Here is a 17,145-nt window from a genome sequence, read left to right on the forward strand (position 1 = left end):
ACGAGTGAAGCAGAATTCGTGTATTCCGGCAACACTTGTCAGGGCGGCGGCTCGCCGTCCTCGTCGGCGGCGCCGGTGAACAGACCGAGCAGCTCGCCGACCTGGTGGTCCCGTTCGGCGGGGTGGCGGAGGGGCCGGGAGGTCTCGACCTCGTAGCGGTTGCGCCGCCCCACCCGCACGCGCCGCAGGTACCCGGCGGCCTCAAGGTCGGCCACGATCGACTGGGCGGAGCGCTCGGTGATGCCGACCTCGAGGGCGACGTCGCGGAGCCGGCGGTGCGGGTCGCGGGCGAGCGCGACGAGGACGTGCCCGTGGTTGGTGAGGAACGTCCACGAGGGCACCTCACCCCGCGACGACGAGGTCATGGTGGTCTTCCGTCCGGCGTCTCCGGCCCGGTGATCATAGGCCGTCGGCGCCGGGCCGGGGCACGGCACGCCCCGGCGGGTCGGGACCTTCGGCGGTCGGGCTGGGCCCTTCCGCCTCCTGATCCGGGACGGCGGACGCGGGTGGACTGGTCGGCAGCCGTCGTCACCACCGCGACCTCGGGGTCGCGACCCCTCGGGAGGACCGTTGACCGTCACCCACCCGCCCCGCCCGCACGTCACGGTCGCCGCGCCGGTGCCCGACCCGGCACCGCCGGAGCTCGCGAGCTGGCGGGACGCGCTGGTGGAGCTCCTGGTCCTGGCCGAGCACGGGGACCTCGCCGCGGCCCGGAGCCTGCAGGGGTGGCTGTCGGTCGACCCGAGCGCGGCGTCCGCGTGCAGCACCATCCGCCGGGCCGTCGCCGCGGTCCGTGGCCGCTGACGCGCGGACCGGGGACACGGTGGCGATGATCGACGACGGGGACGACCTCACCCTGATCGACGCGTGGTGGCGAGCGGCGAACTACCTGGCCGTGGGCCAGATCTACCTGCGCGACAACCCGTTGCTGCGCGAGCCGCTGGCCGCGGACCACGTGAAGCCCCGCCTCCTCGGCCACTGGGGCACCACGCCGGGCCAGACCTTCCTGTGGGCCCACCTCAACCGCGTCGCCCGGCGCGGTGACTTCGCCCCGCTGTTCGTGTCGGGGCCGGGGCACGGCGGTCCGGCGGTGGTCGCCGCCGCCTACCTGGAGGGGACCTACTCCGAGCGCTACTCCCACGTCACCGGCGACGAGGAGGGGATGCGGGCGCTGTTCCGCCAGTTCTCCTACCCCGGCGGCATCCCCAGCCACGTCGCGCCCGAGACCCCCGGCTCGATCCACGAGGGCGGTGAGCTGGGCTACTCGCTGGCGCACGCCTACGGCGCCGTGTTCGACAACCCCGACCTGCTCGTCGCGTGCGTCGTCGGCGACGGCGAGGCCGAGACCGGGCCGCTGGCGACCGCGTGGCACGCGAACAAGTTCTGCCACCCCGTCCACGACGGCACCGTCCTGCCGGTCCTGCACCTCAACGGCTACAAGATCGCCAACCCGACGGTGCTCGCGCGGATCCCCGACGACGAGCTGCTCGCGCTGTTCACCGGCTACGGCCACCGGCCCCACGTCGTCGAGGCGGGCCTGGACGAGGACCACGCCGCGGTGCACCGGCGCATGGCCGACACCATGGACGAGATCGTCGACGAGATCGCCGCGCTGCGCCGCGAGGCCGCCGAGGCCGAGGCCGCGGGACGCGCGGTGCCGCGCCCCCGGTGGCCGATGCTGATCCTGCGCACGCCGAAGGGCTGGACCGGGCCCCGGCAGGTCGACGGGGCGCCCGTCGAGGGCACCTACCGGGCGCACCAGGTGCCGCTCGCCGGGACCCGGGAGAACGCGGAGCACCGCGCCGAGCTCGAGCGCTGGATGCGCTCCTACCGGCCCGAGGAGCTGTTCGACGACGCGGGCCGGCTGCGGCCGGAGCTGGCGGCGCTGCACCCCGGCGGTGACCGACGGATGAGCGCCACCCCGCACGCCAACGGCGGCGAGCTGCTCCGCGACCTGCGGCTGCCCGACTTCCGCGACCACGCGGTGACCGTCGACCGGCCCGGGGCCCCGGTGGCGGAGGCGACCCGCGTGCTGGGCGGCTGGGTGCGGGAGGTGGTGCGGCGGAACCCGGAGAACTTCCGGCTCTTCGGTCCCGACGAGATCGCCTCCAACCGGCTGCAGGACGTCTTCGCGGTCACCGACCGGCAGTTCGACGGGGAGATCCGCGACGGCGACGACCACCTGGCGCCGACCGGCCGGGCGGTGGAGATGCTCTCGGAGCACATGTGCCAGGGCTGGCTCGAGGGCTACCTGCTCACCGGCCGGCACGGGCTGTTCACCTGCTACGAGGCGTTCATCCACATCGTCGACTCGATGCTCAACCAGCACGCCAAGTGGCTGAAGGTCACCCGGGACATCCCGTGGCGGCGCCCGATCGCCTCGCTGACCTACCTGCTGACCTCGCACGTGTGGCGCCAGGACCACAACGGCTTCTCCCACCAGGACCCCGGCTTCATCGACCACGTGGTCAACAAGAAGGCCGAGATCGTGCGGGTGTACCTGCCCCCGGACGCCAACACGCTGCTCTCCACCGCCGACCACTGCCTGCGCAGCCGCGACTACGTCAACGTCGTCGTCGCCGGCAAGCAGCCCGCGCCGCAGTGGCTGGACACGGAGTCCGCGGTGGCGCACTGCACCCGCGGGCTCGGGGTCTGGGAGTGGGCCAGCAACGACGACGACGCCGAGCCCGACGTCGTGCTCGCGTGCGCCGGTGACGTGCCGACGCTGGAGACCCTCGCCGCGGTCGACCTCCTGCGCCGCCACCTGCCCGACCTGAGGGTCCGGGTGGTCAACGTCGTCGACCTCATGCGCCTGCAGACCCCGTCCGAGCACCCGCACGGGCTGCCCGACCGCGAGTACGACGCGCTCTTCACCCCGGACAAGCCGGTGATCTTCGCCTACCACGGCTACCCGTGGCTGATCCACCGGCTGACCTACCGGCGCACCGGCCACGGCAACCTGCACGTGCGCGGCTACAAGGAGGAGGGCACCACCACCACGCCGTTCGACATGGTCATGCTCAACGACCTCGACCGGTTCCACCTGGTCATGGACGTGATCGACCGGGTCCCCGGCCTCGGGGTGCGCCACGCGGCGCTGCGCCAGCGCATGGCCGACGAGCGGCTCGCCTGCCGGGAGTACACGCGGCGGCACGGGGAGGACCGGCCGGACGTGCGGGACTGGGTGTGGACCGGCTCCGGCGACCCGGACGGCGGGGCGGGTCGGCCCGACGTGGGCGCGGACACCGCGTCCGACGTCCCCGACGACGTCCACACCGGTCCCGACCGGCACGACCCGCTGGCCGACGTCCGGCCGGGCGCGGGGGCGGGGCGACCCGGCTGATGCGGGTCCTCGTCGTCAACGCGGGGTCGAGCAGCGTCAAGCTGCGCGTGGTCGAGCCCGAGGGCGCCGTGACGCACCGGATCGACCTCGACGCCCCGCGCGGGCGACCGGCCGGGGGCGCGCTCGAGGACGCCGTCGACCGGCTCGCCCGGGCGGCCGGTGGCGTGGACGCCGTGGGCCACCGCGTGGTGCACGGCGGCGCCGACTTCACCGCGCCGGTGGTCGTCGCCGGGGACGTGCTCGAGCGGATCGCGCGCCTCACCGTGCTCGCCCCGCTGCACCAGCCGCCCGCCGTCGCGGGCCTGCGCGCGGTGGCCGGGGCGCTGCCCGACGTGCCGTCCGTGGCCTGCTTCGACACGGCCTTCCACGCCACGATGCCCGCCGCCGCGAGCACCTACGCGGTGCCCGCCACCTGGCGCGCGCGGCACGGGATGCGGAAGTACGGGTTCCACGGGCTCGCGCACGCGTGGGGCTCGGCGCGGGCGGCGGAGATCGTCGGCCGGCCGCTCGACGAGCTCCGTGTCGTCGTGGCGCACCTCGGCTCCGGCGCCTCGGCCTGCGCGGTCCGCGGCGGCCGCTCGGTGGACACGACGATGGGGTTCACGCCCACGGCCGGGCTGGTGATGGCGACGCGGTGCGGGGACCTCGACCCGTCGGCGGTGGCCTGGCTGACGCTCCACGCCGACGTGCCGACCGCCGAGGTCGACCACGCCCTCGACCACGCGTCGGGCCTGGTGGGCCTCGCCGGGGAGGCCGACATGCGGCGCGTGCTCGCCGCCGCCGACGCGGGGGAGCACGACGCGCGGCTCGCCGTCGAGGTCTGGGTGCACCGGGCCCGCGCCCAGCTCGCCGCGATGGCGGCGGCGTGCGGCGGGGTCGACGTGCTGGTGTTCAGCGGCGGGGTCGGGGAGAACGCCCCGGTGCTGCGACGCCGCGTCGTCGAGGGGCTCGGCTTCCTGGGTCTCGCCGTCGACCCGGGCGCCGACGCGGCCGCGGTCGACGGCGCCGAGGGCGACGTCTCGGCGCCCGGGGCGGCGGCGCGCACGGTGGTGGTGCACGCCCGGGAGGACCTCGTCATCGCCGGTCAGGTCAGCGACGTCCTCGCGGGCACGGCGCCCGCCGGGTGACGCCGGACGCGGGCCGTCCCGACGGTGACCACGGGCAGGCCCGCGAACTCCGCCGGTCGGTGGGAGACCACGATCGCGGTGCGCCCGCGGCTGAGCTCGGTGATCTCCCCGGCCAGCGCCGTGGCCGTGGGCGCGTCGAGGTGGGCGGTCGGTTCGTCCAGGGCGAGGACCGGCCGGTCGGCCAGCAGCACCCGGGCCACCGCGAGCCGCTGGCGCTCCCCGCCGGACACCGGGCCGCCGTGCTCGCCCAGCGGCGTGTCGAGCCCCTCGGGCAGGGACGCGGACCACCCGCCGAGACGCGCTCGCCGCAGGGCGTCGAGGATCTCCTCGTCGGTCGCGGTGGGGCGGGCGAGGCGCAGGTTCTCCCGCAGGGTGCTGTCGAACAGGTGCGCGGCCGGCCCGCACCACGCGATGTGCGCGCGCACGTCCTCGGCGCCCATCGTCGCGGTGTCGCGGCCGTCGAGCGTGACGGCGCCGCGGGCCGCGGCCAGGGTGCGCAGGACCGCGGCGAGCACCGTGCTCTTGCCCGCCCCCGACGGCCCGGCGAGCACCATCCGCTCGCCGGGCGGGAGCGCGAACGACACCCCGCTGACCGCCTCCCGCGTCGCGTCCGGCCAGCGGACGGCCAGCGCCTCGGCGGCGACGAGCGGGTCGGCCGGCACGGGCGCGGGGCGGGCGGGGTCGGTGACCGGGGCGGGCGCCGCCTCGAGCCCGGCCAGCCGGCGGGTGGCCGGCACCGCCTCGGCGAGACGCGCCGCGGCGTCGGGCAGCCCGGCGAAGAGCTCGGCGGCCGCCAGCGGCGTGAGCGCGAGGACCGCCAGGGCCGTCGGCGCCAGCCGTCCGTCAGACAGCGCCAGCACCCCGAGGACCGTCGCGGCCACCGTCGCGAGACCGAGTCCGAGGACCCCGAGGCCCGCGCCGACCCCGGCCCCGCCGGCCTGGGCGACGAGGCGGCGCGCGAGCTCGGCGTCGTGGTCGGCGAGCCGGCGGCGGCGACGCTCCGCGGCACCGAGGACGAGGAGGTCGGCGGCCCCGTCGAGCAGCTCGAGGGTGCCGGTGGCCACCGCGGCCCGGGCCGTGGCGGTCGTCCGCGCGGCCCGCCGGCCGGCGAGGACGCCGAGCAGCGGCGCGACGACGCCGGCGAGGAGCAGGCCCAGCGCGAGGGCGAGGCCCGCCTCGGGGAGCAGGACCGTGAACAGGCCGACCAGCGCGGCGCCGACGAGCAGCGCGGACGCGGCGGGCACGACGGCCCGGACCAGCACGTCCTGCTGGGCGTCGACGTCGCCGGTGAGCCGGGACAGGAGGTCGCCGCGGCGCTGCCGGGCGGTCGCGGCCGGGCCGCGGCGGACGAGGGCCCGCCACACCCGCACGCGCAGGTCGGCGCCGAGGCGCAGGGCGGCGTCGTGGGACGCCAGGCGCTCGAGGTAGCGCAGCACGCCCTTGGCCAGCCCGAACGTCCGCACCGCGACGATCGCGACCATCAGGGTCAGCAGCGGCGGCTGCAGCGCGGCCGCGGAGATGAGCCACGCCGACGTGGCGGTCAGCGCCACCGCGCTGCCCAGCGCCCCGGCGCCGAGCACGACCGCGACGGCGAGCCGGCCCGCGCGGGGCCGGGCGGCCGCGGCGAACCACCGCAGCGCGCCCCCCGCGCGACCCTCGGCCGGCGACGCGTCCTCGGTCCCGTCGGGTGCGGGGACCGGCGCGGGGGCGGTCGCGGTCCGCGGCGCCGGCGGTGCCGCCGGTGCCGGCGGGACAGCGGTGGCGACCGCCGTCCGCGCGGGCAGGTCCACGACCCGGTCGCACGCGGCGAGCACGTCGGGGCGGTGGCTGACGACGATCGCGCTGCCGCCGGCGAGGGCGTGGGGCAGGGACGCCAGCAGGGCGGCCTCGGTCTGCGCGTCGACGCCCTCGGTGGGTTCGTCGAGCAGCACCAGGGGACGGTCGGCGAGCAGCGCGCGGGCCAGGGCGACCCGGCGCTGCTGACCGGTGGAGAGCCCCGCGCCCCGCTCGCCGACCGGGGTGTCGAGCGGCAGGTCGACCCGGGCGACCCGGACGGCGCGGGCGACCGCCGCGTCGGGCGCGTCGGGCGCGCCGAGGCGGACGTTGTCGGCCACCGTGCCCGCGACGAGCACGGGACGTTGCGGCACCCACGCGACCCGGGCGCGCCAGGCCGCCGGGTCGAGCTCGTCGAGCGGGACACCGCCGACGAGCACCCGGCCGCGGTCGGGGCGGCGCAGGCCCGTGACCAGGTCGAGCAGCGTCGACTTGCCGGCGCCGCTCGGGCCGCGCAGCCCGACGACCTCGCCGGGGGCCACGGTCAGGGAGAGGTCGTCGAGCACCGGGCCACCGCGCCCGTCGACACCGACCCGGTCGAGGCGCACCGGCACCCGCGAGGGGTCGGGCGCCGGCCGCCGGGCGCCCGGGCCCGCCGGCGCGGCGGTGTCCAGCACCGCGAACACCTCGTCGGCCGCGGCGAGGCCCTCGGCGCTGTCGTGGAACCGGGCGCCGACCGCGCGCAGCGGCAGGTAGATCTCGGGCGCGAGCATGATCACGAGCAGCCCGGTGGCGAGGTCGAGGCGGCCCTCGGCCAGGCGCAGGCCCACCGACACCGCGACGAGGGCCACCGAGAGCGTCGCGAGCACCTCGAGCACGAGCGCGGACAGGAAGGCCACCCGCAGGGTCCGCATGGTGGCCCGCCGGTACTCGGCGGCGACGGCGCGCAGCCGCCCGGCCTGGGCGCCGGCGCGTCCGAAGGCGACCAGCACGTCGAGGCCGGCGACGAGGTCGAGGAAGTGGTGGCCGAGCACCGCCAGGGCCCGCCAGCGCCGCGCGGTGTCGTCGCGGGTGCGCAGCCCGACCAGGACCATGAACAGGGGGATCAGGGGCACGGTGACTGCCACGATCACCGCGGCGAGCCAGTCGGCGGTCAGCAGCCGCACCCCGACCAGCAGCGGCACCGTCGTGGCCAGCAGCAGGGTCGGCAGGTAGCGGCGCAGGTAGCCGTCGAGGGCGTCGATGCCGCGGGTGGCGAGCGTGCCGAGCTCGCCGGTCGGGGGCAGGCGTGGGTCGCGCGGGCCGAGGCGCAGGACCTGGTCGACGAGGTCGGCCCGCAGCTGCCCGATGACGCGGGCGCTCGCCCGCACGGCGGCGGCCTCGGTGCCCCAGGCCAGCAGGGCCCGCCCGGCGACCACCACCACGAGCCCCGCGAGCAGGGTCGTCAGGGCCGCGAGCGGGGCGCCGTCGAGGAACGCCCGCGCCACCACCCGCGAGAGCAGGTCCGCCTGGGCGACGACCAGCCCGGCCGTGGCCACGCCCGCCGCGGCCGTGAGCAGCACGAAGGTGCGGGCCGGGCGGACGTGGCGCAGCAGGCGGGGATCCAGCGGCTTCACCGCGGCACCCGGGTGCGCCGCTCGCGCGGGGGCAGGCCGGTGGCCGGCGGGATGTCGTCGCGGGTCAGGCGCCGCCGGAACACCCAGTAGGTCCACGCCTGGTAGGCCAGGACGACCGGGGTCACCGCGAGCGCGACCCAGGTCATGATCTGCAGCGTGTACGGCGTCGACGCGGCGTTGGTCGTGGTGAGCGTGCCGGCCGGGTCGGTGGACGACGGCAGGACCGCGGGGTAGAGCGAGCCGAACAGCGTCACGGTGGTGGCGACGATCGTCACCGCGGTCAGCGTGAACGCCCATCCCTCGCGGCCCCGCCCCACGAGCAGGACGGCCCCGACGAGCGCGAGGGCCGCCGCGGCGACGCTGAGGACCGTCCAGCCCTTGCCGTGCGCGAGCTGGGTCCAGACGAGAAAGGCCGCCGCCACCGGCACCGCGCCCAGCCCGAGGCGCAGGGCCGTCCGGTGGGCGCGCCGGCGCAGGTCGCCGTCGGTCTTCAGGGAGACGAACACCGCGCCGTGGAGCAGGAACACCAGCAGCGTGGTCAGGCCGCCGAGCAGCGCGTAGGGGGTGAGCAGCGTGAGCGGCGTGCCGGTGTACTCGTGCCGGGCGTCGAGCGGCACCCCGGCGACGATGTTCGCGAACGCCACGCCCCACAGCAGCGCGGGGATCGCCGACGTCGTGACGATGACCGTGTCCCAGCGCCGGCGCCAGGCGTCGTCGTCGACCTTTCCGCGGTACTCGAAGGCGACCCCGCGTCCGATGAGGGCGACGAGCAGCACCAGCAGCGCCAGGTAGAACCCGGAGAACAGGCTCGCGTACCACTCGGGGAACGCCGCGAAGGTCGCGCCTCCGGCCACGAGCAGCCACACCTCGTTGCCGTCCCAGAGCGGGCCGATGGTGTTGACGACCCGCCGGCGGTCGACCTCGTCGCGGCCCAGCACGGTCAGCAGGGCGCCGACGCCGAAGTCGAAGCCCTCGAGGACGAAGTAGCCCGTCCAGAGCAGGGCGATGAGCAGGAACCAGATGTCGGTCAGGGCGAGGCCGAGCACGGCGTCCTCTTCTCCTCGTGTCGGCGGGGGTCAGTACGCGACGGCGAGCGGACGCGGCGCCGGTGTGCTCGGTGCGTCCTCGTCGGGCGGGGGCAGGGGGTCGGGCCCCTTGCGGGCGTAGCGGACGAGCAGGGTCACCTCGACGACGGCGAGCACGCCGTAGAGCACGGTGAACACGATCAGCGAGGTGGCGACGGTGGCGGGGCCGACCGAGGGGCTCACGCCGTCGGCGGTCCGCAACGTCCCGTACACGACCCAGGGCTGGCGGCCCATCTCGGTGAAGATCCAGCCGACGGAGTTGGCGACGACCGGGAAGCCGATGCCGGCCAGCGCCGCCCAGCTGAACCACCGTGACGTCGGCACCCGGCCCCCGCGCTGCAGCCACAGTCCGGCCAGCGCGAGGAGCACGGCGAGGGCGCCGAAGCCGATCATGACGCGGAAGGTCCAGTAGGCGACGGGCACGTTGGGCCGGTAGTCGCCGGGACCGAACCGTTCCTCGGAGTCCCGCTGGACGTCGTTGATGCCCTCGACGGTGCCGTCCGGGTCGCCGGTGGCCATGAAGGAGAGCACCTTCGGCACCCGGATGCTCCAGACCTCCTGCGAGCCGTCGAGGCTGCCGATGGTGAACAGCGAGAACGAGGCCGGCGTGCTCGTGTCCCACAGGGCCTCGGCGGCGGCCATCTTCATCGGCTGCTGCTCGGTCATGAGGCGGGCCTGGACGTCGCCGGTGACCACCGTGCCGACGCCGGCGACGAGCACCGTGACCAGCGCCAGGCGCAGCGAGGAGCGGAAGACCCGCGTCTCGTTGCGCCGCGCGAGGTGCCAGGCGGAGATGCCCAGCACGAACATGCCGGCGGTCAGGAACGCCGCGGTGATGGTGTGGGTGAAGGCGCCCACCGCGGTGGAGTTGGTCAGCACCGCGCCGAAGTCGGTGAGCTCCGCGCGCCCGGAGACCGGGTTGACCCGGGACCCGACCGGGTGCTGCATCCACGAGTTCGCGGCGAGGATGAAGTAGGCGGACAGCAGGGTCCCGATCGCCGCGGCCCAGATCGTGGCGAGGTGGACCTTCTTCGGGAGCCGGTCCCACCCGAAGATCCACAGGCCGAGGAACGTCGACTCGAGGAAGAAGGCGAGCAGGCCCTCGATCGCGAGCGGCGCCCCGAAGACGTCGCCGACGAAGCGGCTGTAGTCGCTCCAGTTCATGCCGAACTGGAACTCCTGGACGATCCCCGTCACCACGCCCATGGCGAAGTTGATCAGGAAGAGCTTGCCCCAGAACTTGGTCATGCGCAGCCAGCGCTCGTCGCCGGTGCGCACCCAGGCGGTCTGCATGCCCGCCACGAGCAGCGACAGGCCGATCGTCAGCGGGACGAACAGGAAGTGGTAGACGGTGATCACGCCGAACTGCCAGCGCGCCAGGTCCAGCGCCATCTCCGGGGCCTCCCGCCTCGTGCCCCGCCCGGACGCGGGGATCGGCGAGGACGGTGCCGGGGCGGGCCGGTCGATGATCAGGGTCGAAGGTCCCGCCGGTGGTCCTCGCCGGAGGGGCGGACGGCCCGTCGAGGACGGGTCCGCCGCCCGTGCCGGGCCACCTCGGCGCCCGCCCACGCTGGTCGCTGACCCGCAGCGACCGAGGAGGCGGCCCACGATGAGCACGACGGGCACGGGGACGGTGCAGCGCGCGATCGGGCTGTTCGTCCCGCCGCGGTCGACGTTGCGGCGGCCCAGCGACCGCCTCGAGGTGGGGGCCCGGTGGGTGCTGCTGCTCGTCGGTCTGTTCGTCGTCCCCGTGGCGCTGGCCGTGGCGAGCCAGGTGACGGCGGACCTGGCCCCGCAGGTCGCCGCGCAGCGGGCCGAGCGCCACCAGGTCGTCGGCGAGGTCGTGGCGGACCCGCGTCAGGCGCCGCCCCGGGCCGACGTGGCCGTGAGCGAGGAGCGCGCGCCGGTCCGGTGGACCGCCGCGGACGGCACCCCGCGCGAGGCGGTCGTGCGGGTGCCTCCCGACACCCGGCCCGGCGACACCCGGGTGCTGTGGGTGGACGCCGCCGACCGGCCGACGGGGGCGCCGCTGAGCCCGAGCTTCCCCGCCACGCAGGGCGCGCTCACCGCGGCCGTCATCCTGCTCGGCGACCTCCTGGTGTCGGTGGGCCTCCTCGCCGGGCTGCGCTGGGTGCTCGACCGGGCCCGCCTGCGGGCCTGGGACGCGGCCTGGCGCCGCTTCACCGGCCCCGACCACCCGAGCCGACGCTGAGCGGACCGAGGCGGCCCGATCCCCACGACATCCCCACGACACCGGGTGCGTCAGCGGGTGGGCACCGCCCGCGCGTGGTCGTCGACCCGGTAGGCCGGGCCCTCCTCGGGCACCGGCACGACGGCGACGACCGGGCACCAGGCGCGGCTGACCAGCCGCGCCGTCACCGAGCCGCCGGGCGGGTCGCCCAGGCCCTCGACGTGGCGGGTCCCGAGCACGAGCATGCGGGCCTCCTCGCTCGCGCGCAGCAGCACGCGGGCGGGCCGGCCCTCGCGGACCTCCAGGGTCAGCCGGACCCGCTCGGCGGCGTCGTCGCCGAGCGCGCGACGCACCGCGCTCTCGAGCTCGCGGCGGGCGGTCGCGGTGAGGTCGCCGGCGTCGCCGTAGAGGTCGGGCGGGCCGGAGGCGATGAGGGCCACGAGCGGCGCGCCCTCCGCCCGGGCGACGCCGGCCGCCCAGCGCAGGGCCTGCACGGACTCGTCGGACCCGTCCACACCCACGACCACGGGGGCGTCGGCCGCCGCGTGGGTGCCGCGCACGTCCAGCTCGCCGCGGGCCACGCGCCGCAGCACGTCGCGACGGCTGACCACACCGACCGGGATCTCCTCCCGCAGGATCGGCAGCGCCCGGCAGCCGGTGTCGAGGAGGCGGTCGACGAGCTCCTCGACCGGGGTGTCGGGGTCGGCGGTGGGCACGTGGGTCATCAGCTCGGCGGCGGGGGCGTCGTCGTCGGCCCCGACGAGTCGACGCTCGTCCACCACGCCGAGCAGGCGGCCGCGGGCGTCGACGACGGGGGCCGAGGCGATGCCGTGGGACACGAGCAGGGCGGCGACGGCCGCCCGGGGCGCGTCGGGCGGCACCGTGAGCACGGGGCTGGTCATGAGGTCGCGGGCCCTGCGCGGGCCGGGGGCGGTGTCCATGGCGCGATCGTCGGAGCATCCCCGCGCGCGCGGCAGGGCCACCGGACCGGGTGCCGGGGGCACGGAGGGCCCGACGGGGGTGACGTCCGGCCCTGGGACGCGCCCGCCCGCGCGCGCACAGTCCCGACATGAGCGTGACCCGCACCCGGTCGTCCGAGCGGTGGAGCCCCACGGAGGTCGCCGCCCTGCTGCACGCCCTCGAGCCGCTCGCCGAGCCGGGGGCGCCGGCGTGCGCGGTCTCGGTGCGCGACCGCCGCGTCGAGCTCACCCTCGACCCCGCGACAGGCGCCCCGGCGCACCACGTCCTGGTGCACGCGGGCCGCCTCGTCGGGGCCGTCGAGAACGCCCTGCGCTCCTTCGGGTGGGCGCCCCGCACCGTCGTCGCCACCGACGCCGACGCCCGGCCCCTCGCCGCGGTGTCCGCGACGCGGCGACGTCCCGCCACCCCGATGGACCTGGTCCGCCGCCGGGTCGACCGCCGGCCGGGCGGTGCGGCCTCGCCGCGCTACGCCGCCCCCGCCGACGCGTCGCGCGTCGTGGACGTCGCCCACGCCGCGGCCTCCCGCGGTGCGTGGCTGCACCTGCTCAACGGCTCGACCCGCGACGGGGTCCCCGCCTGGCGCACCCCGGCGCCCGTCCCGGCCGACACCCTCACCCTCGAGCTGCCGTGGCGCCGCGATCCCGTGCTGGCGGTGTGCACCCACGACGACGGCGTGCGCGAGGCCGTCCTGGCCGGCGTCGTGCTCGAGCGGGCCGTCGTCGAGGCCGCCCTGCGCGGCCTGCAGGTCGAGGGGCACGTCGACGCCTTCGACGACCCCGCCGTCCGGGCCGCGACGCTCGCCGCCGCGGAGCACGAGACCGGCGTCGGGCACGCGGCGATCCGCCTCTACCCCTGACGGGACGGGTCCGTTACCGACGACGGAAGCGCTCCGCCACGCTGTGCAGCAGCGTCCGGGCGTCGAGGACCCCGCACGGCTCGCCGTCGGCGACGACCAGCAGCAGCCCCTGGCCCTCGGCGAGCATCAGCTCGGCGGCACGGGACCGGCGCACCGAGGGCGCGACCGTCGGCACGCGCGTCGCCAGGACGCCGACCGTGTCGAGCATCCGGGCGGGCCGGGACCCGCCGTCGAGCAGGTGGCGCAGGAGGTCGACCTCGCTCACGGCCCGCACCGGCCCGTGCCCGCGGACCACCAGGTGCTCGGCGCCGAGCTCGCGCAGCCGCTGCAGGGCGGTGCTCACCCGCATGGCGTCCGGCACCGCGACCGGCGCGATCGGACCCATGAGGAAGCGCACGGGCTGGTCGTCGTCGAGGGCCTCCGGCGGGGCGGCACGGGGCGCGGTGGTCACGAGGGGCGTGGTCATGACCCGACGGTCGCCGGGGCCCACCGGCGCGAGCAGGGCCGGAGGGCCCGGAGAGGACGGGCCGCCCGGGGTCGCCCCGCGACGCGGCCGGCCCTGCCGACACGTCGTCCCGCACCCGACGCTGGGCACCGGACAACGCGCGATCTGAGGAGGACACCATGGTGGCGACGGACGAGCGGCGGGTCCAGGGCACGGCGCCCGTGCCCGAGGAGGGCCCTGACACCCACCCCGCGATCGCGGCGCGGTACCGGGACCACTCGATCGCGCCGTCGGCCCGCGACGTCGTCGGGGCGCGCCTGCGCACCCGGGGTCTCGTGCGCGTCGGGCGCACCTGGTGGCCCTACCGCGGGCACGAGGTGACGCTGCCGACCCACGGCTACTTCCGGGAGATGCGGGTGACCGGCGGGCTGCGCGTCGTCGACTCCTGGGTCGCCGGCCGCGCGCGGCGCGCCACGACCGTGCTCGGACGGTGCGTGCACCCGGCGCTCGTGGGCCCCGACCTCGCCCGCGCCGATCTCGCGCACGCCGCGCTGAGCGCGATGTGGGTGCCCCCGGTCCTGCTCCCCGCGGAGCACACCCGCTGGAGCGTCGAGGACCGCGACACGGCCTCCGTGGCCTTCGCGGTCGCGGGCGCCCCGGTCGAGGTGCGCCTGGGCCTGCACCACGGCGGCCTGCCCCGCCGGATCACCACCGCGTGCTGGGGCGACCCGGACCACACCGGCTTCTTCCGCGACGTGCCGTTCGGCGCGGAGATCCTCGAGCACCGCACCTTCCACGGCCTCACCGTCCCGAGCACCGGCATCCTCGGGTGGCGTCCCGACGGTCCGGGGCCCACGCGCGAGGTCCTGCGCTTCCAGATCGTCGGTCTGGAACCCGTCCGCACCGCCGAGCCCGTGCTCGACGAGCTGCGCGACCCGGAGGGCGTGCCGGACGACGCCGCCGAGGGGGAGCTCGGGTAGGCGTTCCGCCAGCAGACGACGCCCGAGCAGACGACGGCCCCGCCCTCCCGGCACGGGGAGGGCGGGGCCGTCGTTCGTCTCAGGCCGCCGGGTCGCTCGTCGGCCGGCCGCGGCGGTGTGCCGTCGCGACGGCCGCGGTCACCGCGGTCGCGCCGAGCGCGACCAGCACCGCGCCCGCCGCCAGCAGCGCCAGCGAGAGGGCCCGCAGCCCGGGCACCGTGGCCCCGGCGTCGGCGGCCACGTCGATCCCGGCCCGGCCGTCGGGCTGGAGCACGACGAGCACCCAGTCGCCCGAGGTGGGGCGCCACGTCAGGGTCTGCGTCCCCGGGCCCGAGGTCTGCGCGATCCAGATGCCGGCGTCGGCGGGCGGCCCGGGGAGGGGTCCGCCGGGCTGCTCCACCACCCGCGGCCGCGTGTCGCCGTCCCGGCTCTCGGCCACGGTGCCCGTGGCGACGCCGGCGAGCCAGCGGTCGGCCGCGTCGCGCGGGGCGATCCCGAGGAACACCGGGCGCCCCGGCTCCAGCGCGGCGGCCCGCACCCGCACGTCGCCCAGCGCCGCGCCGGGCGAGAACAGGGTGGGGTCGCTCGGCTCGAGCAGCAGCTCGGGGGACCGCACCGCGTAGCCCGTCCCCGTCACGACCGTCGGCGGGGTGGTGAGGAAGCCGGTGGCGTCGCGGCCCGCCGCGTCGGTCGCCAGCCCGGTCGCGCCGCCGACCACCGGGGCCACGGCGCCGAGGCACAGGACCGCGCCCAGCGCGAGCCCCAGGACCGGGCCCACCGTCCAGCCCGGACGCGGCGACGGGGCCGGCGACGGGGCCGTCGTCGCGGGCGCGCCCGGCTCGCGCGGACCCGGCTCGAGCACGAACGGGGGGTAGCGGTCCGTCGTCAGCAGCACGTAGGCCGCGACGCGGAGGACCCACCGGTCGAAGCCCACGACCAGGTCGAACAGCGGGCGCGGGTAGGACCCGCGCACGGCGTGCACGACGATCCCGACGAGGGCCAGCAGGCCGACCAGGCCGCCCGCGCCCGCGGACCACTGGTAGCCCTGGTCCTCCCAGATCCACCACGGGCTCGCGGTCAGCAGGCCGACCACCAGGTACTGGGGGAGCGCCAGCAGCCACCACTTCACCAGGACCAGTCCCCGCGAGAGCCGCTCCGGGTACTCGACCTCCAGGTCGGCGGGATAGCTCGGGTCGGGCCGCAGGCTGAAGGGCGGGTAGCGGTCGGTCCCGAACGCCGCGTTGGTGTAGAAGGCCACGCGCCACGTCCACCGCAGCACCCCGACCGTGAACTCGAACAGCACGCGCGGGTAGCGCCCGGTCACGAGGATCGCGACGAAGGCCACCACGGTGACGAGGCCGAGCGCGATCCAGAGGAACGCCAGGACGATCCAGTGCGGGATCGCCAGGACCCACTTGACCAGCCACAGCCACCGGGAGAGCCCGGGGTCCAGGTCGCCACGGACCCTGGCCGGGTAGCGCGGCGGAGGTGGTGGGGGCGGGGACGGCGGTGGTGGTGGGGGCGGCGACTGGGGGACGGGCGTGGTGGTCATGGCGGCTCTCCGGGCGTCGACGGGTTCGTCCGCCGACGCTGGCGGCGACGGCCGGCGTCGAGCAGGGCCGACCGGACCGGACCGGGCGGGCGTTCAGTCCTCGTCGAGGTGGGCCAGGGCGACCAGGGCGTCGGTCGTGGTGACGATGCCGACCACGGCGCCCTCCTCGACGACCACCGCGGCGTCCAGACCGCCGGCGAGCACCGCCCGCGCGACGCGGGACGGGGTGGCGCCGGCCTCCACGGTCGGCACGTGGCCCCGGGCCAGGCGCCCGACCGGCAGGGTGACGCCGTCGACGGCCGCCGCGATGAGGTCGCGGTCGACGAGGAGCCCGGTGCAGCGGTCGCCGGCGATCACCGGCAGGTGCCGCACCCCGTCCACGCGCATGATCCGCAGCGCCTCGGCCACCGACGTCTGCTCGGTGACCACCCGCACGGGCCGTCGGGGGCGCAAGCGCGGTCGGGGGTCCTGGGCGTCGGAGCGCGTGGTCGTCATGGCCCCATCCCGCCCGTGTTCGTCGCCGGCCGCCAGGGCCGTCGGTCCCGCCCGCGCGGACCCGCCGGACGGAGGACGGGACCGCAGTCCGTCCGCAGTCGGGCCGTTGGTCCCTGACCCCGCGACCCGATCGGCGCGACCGTCCACGTCGGGCTCGCCGTCCGGTGGGTCCGAGGCGGTGGCAGTGGGAGGAGGAGCCATGAGCGACCAGACCGCCGGCGCACGTCCGGAGTCCCGAGCGCGAGCGGCCGGGAGGACGGACGCGCCGGTGACGGCTCCGGACGCGCGTGCCTGGACCGGTTGGGTGCGCTTCGGCGCCGTCGTCATGGTGGTCGTCGGGGTCTTCGGCGTGATCGAGGGGTTGGCGGCGATCGTCAGCCCGACGTACTTCGTGAGCGACACCGGCACGGTGCTCGTCCTGTCCTGGGCGGCGTGGGGCTGGGTCCACCTCGTGCTCGGGGCGCTGGTCGCGATCGTCGGGGCCGGCCTGCTCGGTGAGGCGGCGGGCTGGGCGCGGGGGGCGGGGATCGCGGTCGTCGGGCTGAGCGCCATCGTCCACCTGATCATGATCCCGGTGGCGCCCGTGTGGTCGATCGTCGTGATCGCGCTGGACGTGGTGATCCTCTACGCGCTGGTCACGACCTGGAACGAGCCGTTGGGAGCCCGTCACTGAGGACGCTCCGCCCCCGGGACGGCGCCGC

At 76.9% G+C, this 17,145-nt stretch carries 15 protein-coding genes; 7 read left to right on the top strand and 8 right to left on the bottom strand.

The window, feature by feature from the left end:
* Window positions 1–38: 38 nt before the first annotated feature.
* Window positions 39–365, bottom strand: coding sequence for a MarR family transcriptional regulator (locus PH190_RS12275; protein ID WP_274231794.1), 327 nt, complete (start codon window positions 363–365; stop codon window positions 39–41).
* A 205-nt stretch (window positions 366–570) separates the two neighbouring features.
* Between PH190_RS12275 and PH190_RS12280 the strand changes: the two genes are divergently transcribed.
* From PH190_RS12280 to PH190_RS12290, 3 genes are read left to right on the top strand one after another with little or no spacing between them, the layout of a single operon-like run.
* Window positions 571–804: a hypothetical protein gene (locus PH190_RS12280; RefSeq protein WP_274231795.1), complete on the top strand. Its 234-nt coding sequence runs from the start codon at window positions 571–573 to the stop codon at window positions 802–804.
* A gap of 25 nt (window positions 805–829) precedes the next feature.
* The gene (locus PH190_RS12285) at window positions 830–3,343 is read left to right on the top strand and encodes a phosphoketolase family protein (protein WP_274231796.1); all 2,514 of its coding nucleotides are present in this window, start codon (window positions 830–832) and stop codon (window positions 3,341–3,343) included.
* Window positions 3,343–4,470 carry an acetate/propionate family kinase gene (locus tag PH190_RS12290; protein ID WP_274231797.1) on the top strand — a complete coding sequence of 376 codons (1,128 nt, stop codon included), beginning with the start codon at window positions 3,343–3,345 and terminating at the stop codon, window positions 4,468–4,470. The genes PH190_RS12285 and PH190_RS12290 overlap by 1 nt, the downstream gene beginning before the upstream one ends.
* Here PH190_RS12290 and cydD read toward each other — a convergent pair.
* From cydD to PH190_RS12305, 3 genes are read right to left on the bottom strand one after another with little or no spacing between them, the layout of a single operon-like run.
* Window positions 4,428–7,859, bottom strand: a complete 3,432-nt coding sequence (gene cydD / locus PH190_RS12295) for a thiol reductant ABC exporter subunit CydD (RefSeq protein ID WP_274231798.1) — start codon at window positions 7,857–7,859, stop codon at window positions 4,428–4,430. The two genes, PH190_RS12290 and cydD, sit on opposite strands and share 43 nt — an antisense overlap.
* Window positions 7,856–8,905: a cytochrome d ubiquinol oxidase subunit II gene (gene cydB, locus PH190_RS12300; protein ID WP_274231799.1), complete on the bottom strand. Its 1,050-nt coding sequence runs from the start codon at window positions 8,903–8,905 to the stop codon at window positions 7,856–7,858. Before cydB ends, cydD begins: the two co-directional genes overlap by 4 nt.
* 30 nt (window positions 8,906–8,935) lie before the next feature.
* Window positions 8,936–10,336 carry a cytochrome ubiquinol oxidase subunit I gene (locus PH190_RS12305; RefSeq protein WP_274231800.1) on the bottom strand — a complete coding sequence of 467 codons (1,401 nt, stop codon included), beginning with the start codon at window positions 10,334–10,336 and terminating at the stop codon, window positions 8,936–8,938.
* Window positions 10,337–10,553: 217 nt separating this feature from the next.
* Between PH190_RS12305 and PH190_RS12310 the strand changes: the two genes are divergently transcribed.
* On the top strand, window positions 10,554–11,156 hold the full coding sequence (locus tag PH190_RS12310; protein WP_274231801.1) for an Rv1733c family protein: 603 nt from the start codon (window positions 10,554–10,556) through the stop codon (window positions 11,154–11,156).
* Between the two features lie 50 nt (window positions 11,157–11,206).
* Here the strand turns inward: PH190_RS12310 and PH190_RS12315 are convergent, their stop codons facing one another.
* The gene (locus PH190_RS12315) at window positions 11,207–12,076 is read right to left on the bottom strand and encodes a CBS domain-containing protein (protein WP_274231802.1); all 870 of its coding nucleotides are present in this window, start codon (window positions 12,074–12,076) and stop codon (window positions 11,207–11,209) included.
* 128 nt (window positions 12,077–12,204) lie between these two features.
* Between PH190_RS12315 and PH190_RS12320 the strand changes: the two genes are divergently transcribed.
* Complete coding sequence (locus tag PH190_RS12320; protein WP_274231803.1) at window positions 12,205–12,972, top strand: hypothetical protein; 768 nt, start codon at window positions 12,205–12,207, stop codon at window positions 12,970–12,972.
* 13 nt (window positions 12,973–12,985) lie between these two features.
* Here PH190_RS12320 and PH190_RS12325 read toward each other — a convergent pair whose 3' ends face one another.
* Window positions 12,986–13,438, bottom strand: a complete 453-nt coding sequence (locus PH190_RS12325; RefSeq protein WP_274231804.1) for a CBS domain-containing protein — start codon at window positions 13,436–13,438, stop codon at window positions 12,986–12,988.
* Between the two features lie 158 nt (window positions 13,439–13,596).
* Here PH190_RS12325 and PH190_RS12330 point away from each other — a divergent pair, with 158 nt between their 5' ends.
* Window positions 13,597–14,397 carry a DUF6544 family protein gene (locus PH190_RS12330; RefSeq protein WP_274231805.1) on the top strand — a complete coding sequence of 267 codons (801 nt, stop codon included), beginning with the start codon at window positions 13,597–13,599 and terminating at the stop codon, window positions 14,395–14,397.
* 79 nt (window positions 14,398–14,476) lie between these two features.
* On the opposite strand, the gene PH190_RS12335 is transcribed toward PH190_RS12330, so the two are convergent.
* Window positions 14,477–15,949 (bottom strand): DUF4389 domain-containing protein, encoded by a 1,473-nt coding sequence (locus PH190_RS12335; RefSeq protein WP_274231806.1) that lies wholly within the window; start codon window positions 15,947–15,949, stop codon window positions 14,477–14,479.
* 93 nt (window positions 15,950–16,042) lie between these two features.
* Window positions 16,043–16,444, bottom strand: a complete 402-nt coding sequence (locus PH190_RS12340; RefSeq protein WP_274231807.1) for a CBS domain-containing protein — start codon at window positions 16,442–16,444, stop codon at window positions 16,043–16,045.
* Window positions 16,445–16,712: 268 nt separating this feature from the next.
* Between PH190_RS12340 and PH190_RS12345 the strand changes: the two genes are divergently transcribed.
* Window positions 16,713–17,117: a DUF7144 family membrane protein gene (locus PH190_RS12345; RefSeq protein WP_274231808.1), complete on the top strand. Its 405-nt coding sequence runs from the start codon at window positions 16,713–16,715 to the stop codon at window positions 17,115–17,117.
* Window positions 17,118–17,145: the final 28 nt, after the last annotated feature.

Origin of the sequence: Actinomycetospora straminea (genome assembly GCF_028737255.1) — a bacterium.
Taxonomy (GTDB): Bacteria; Actinomycetota; Actinomycetes; order Mycobacteriales; family Pseudonocardiaceae; genus Actinomycetospora; species Actinomycetospora straminea.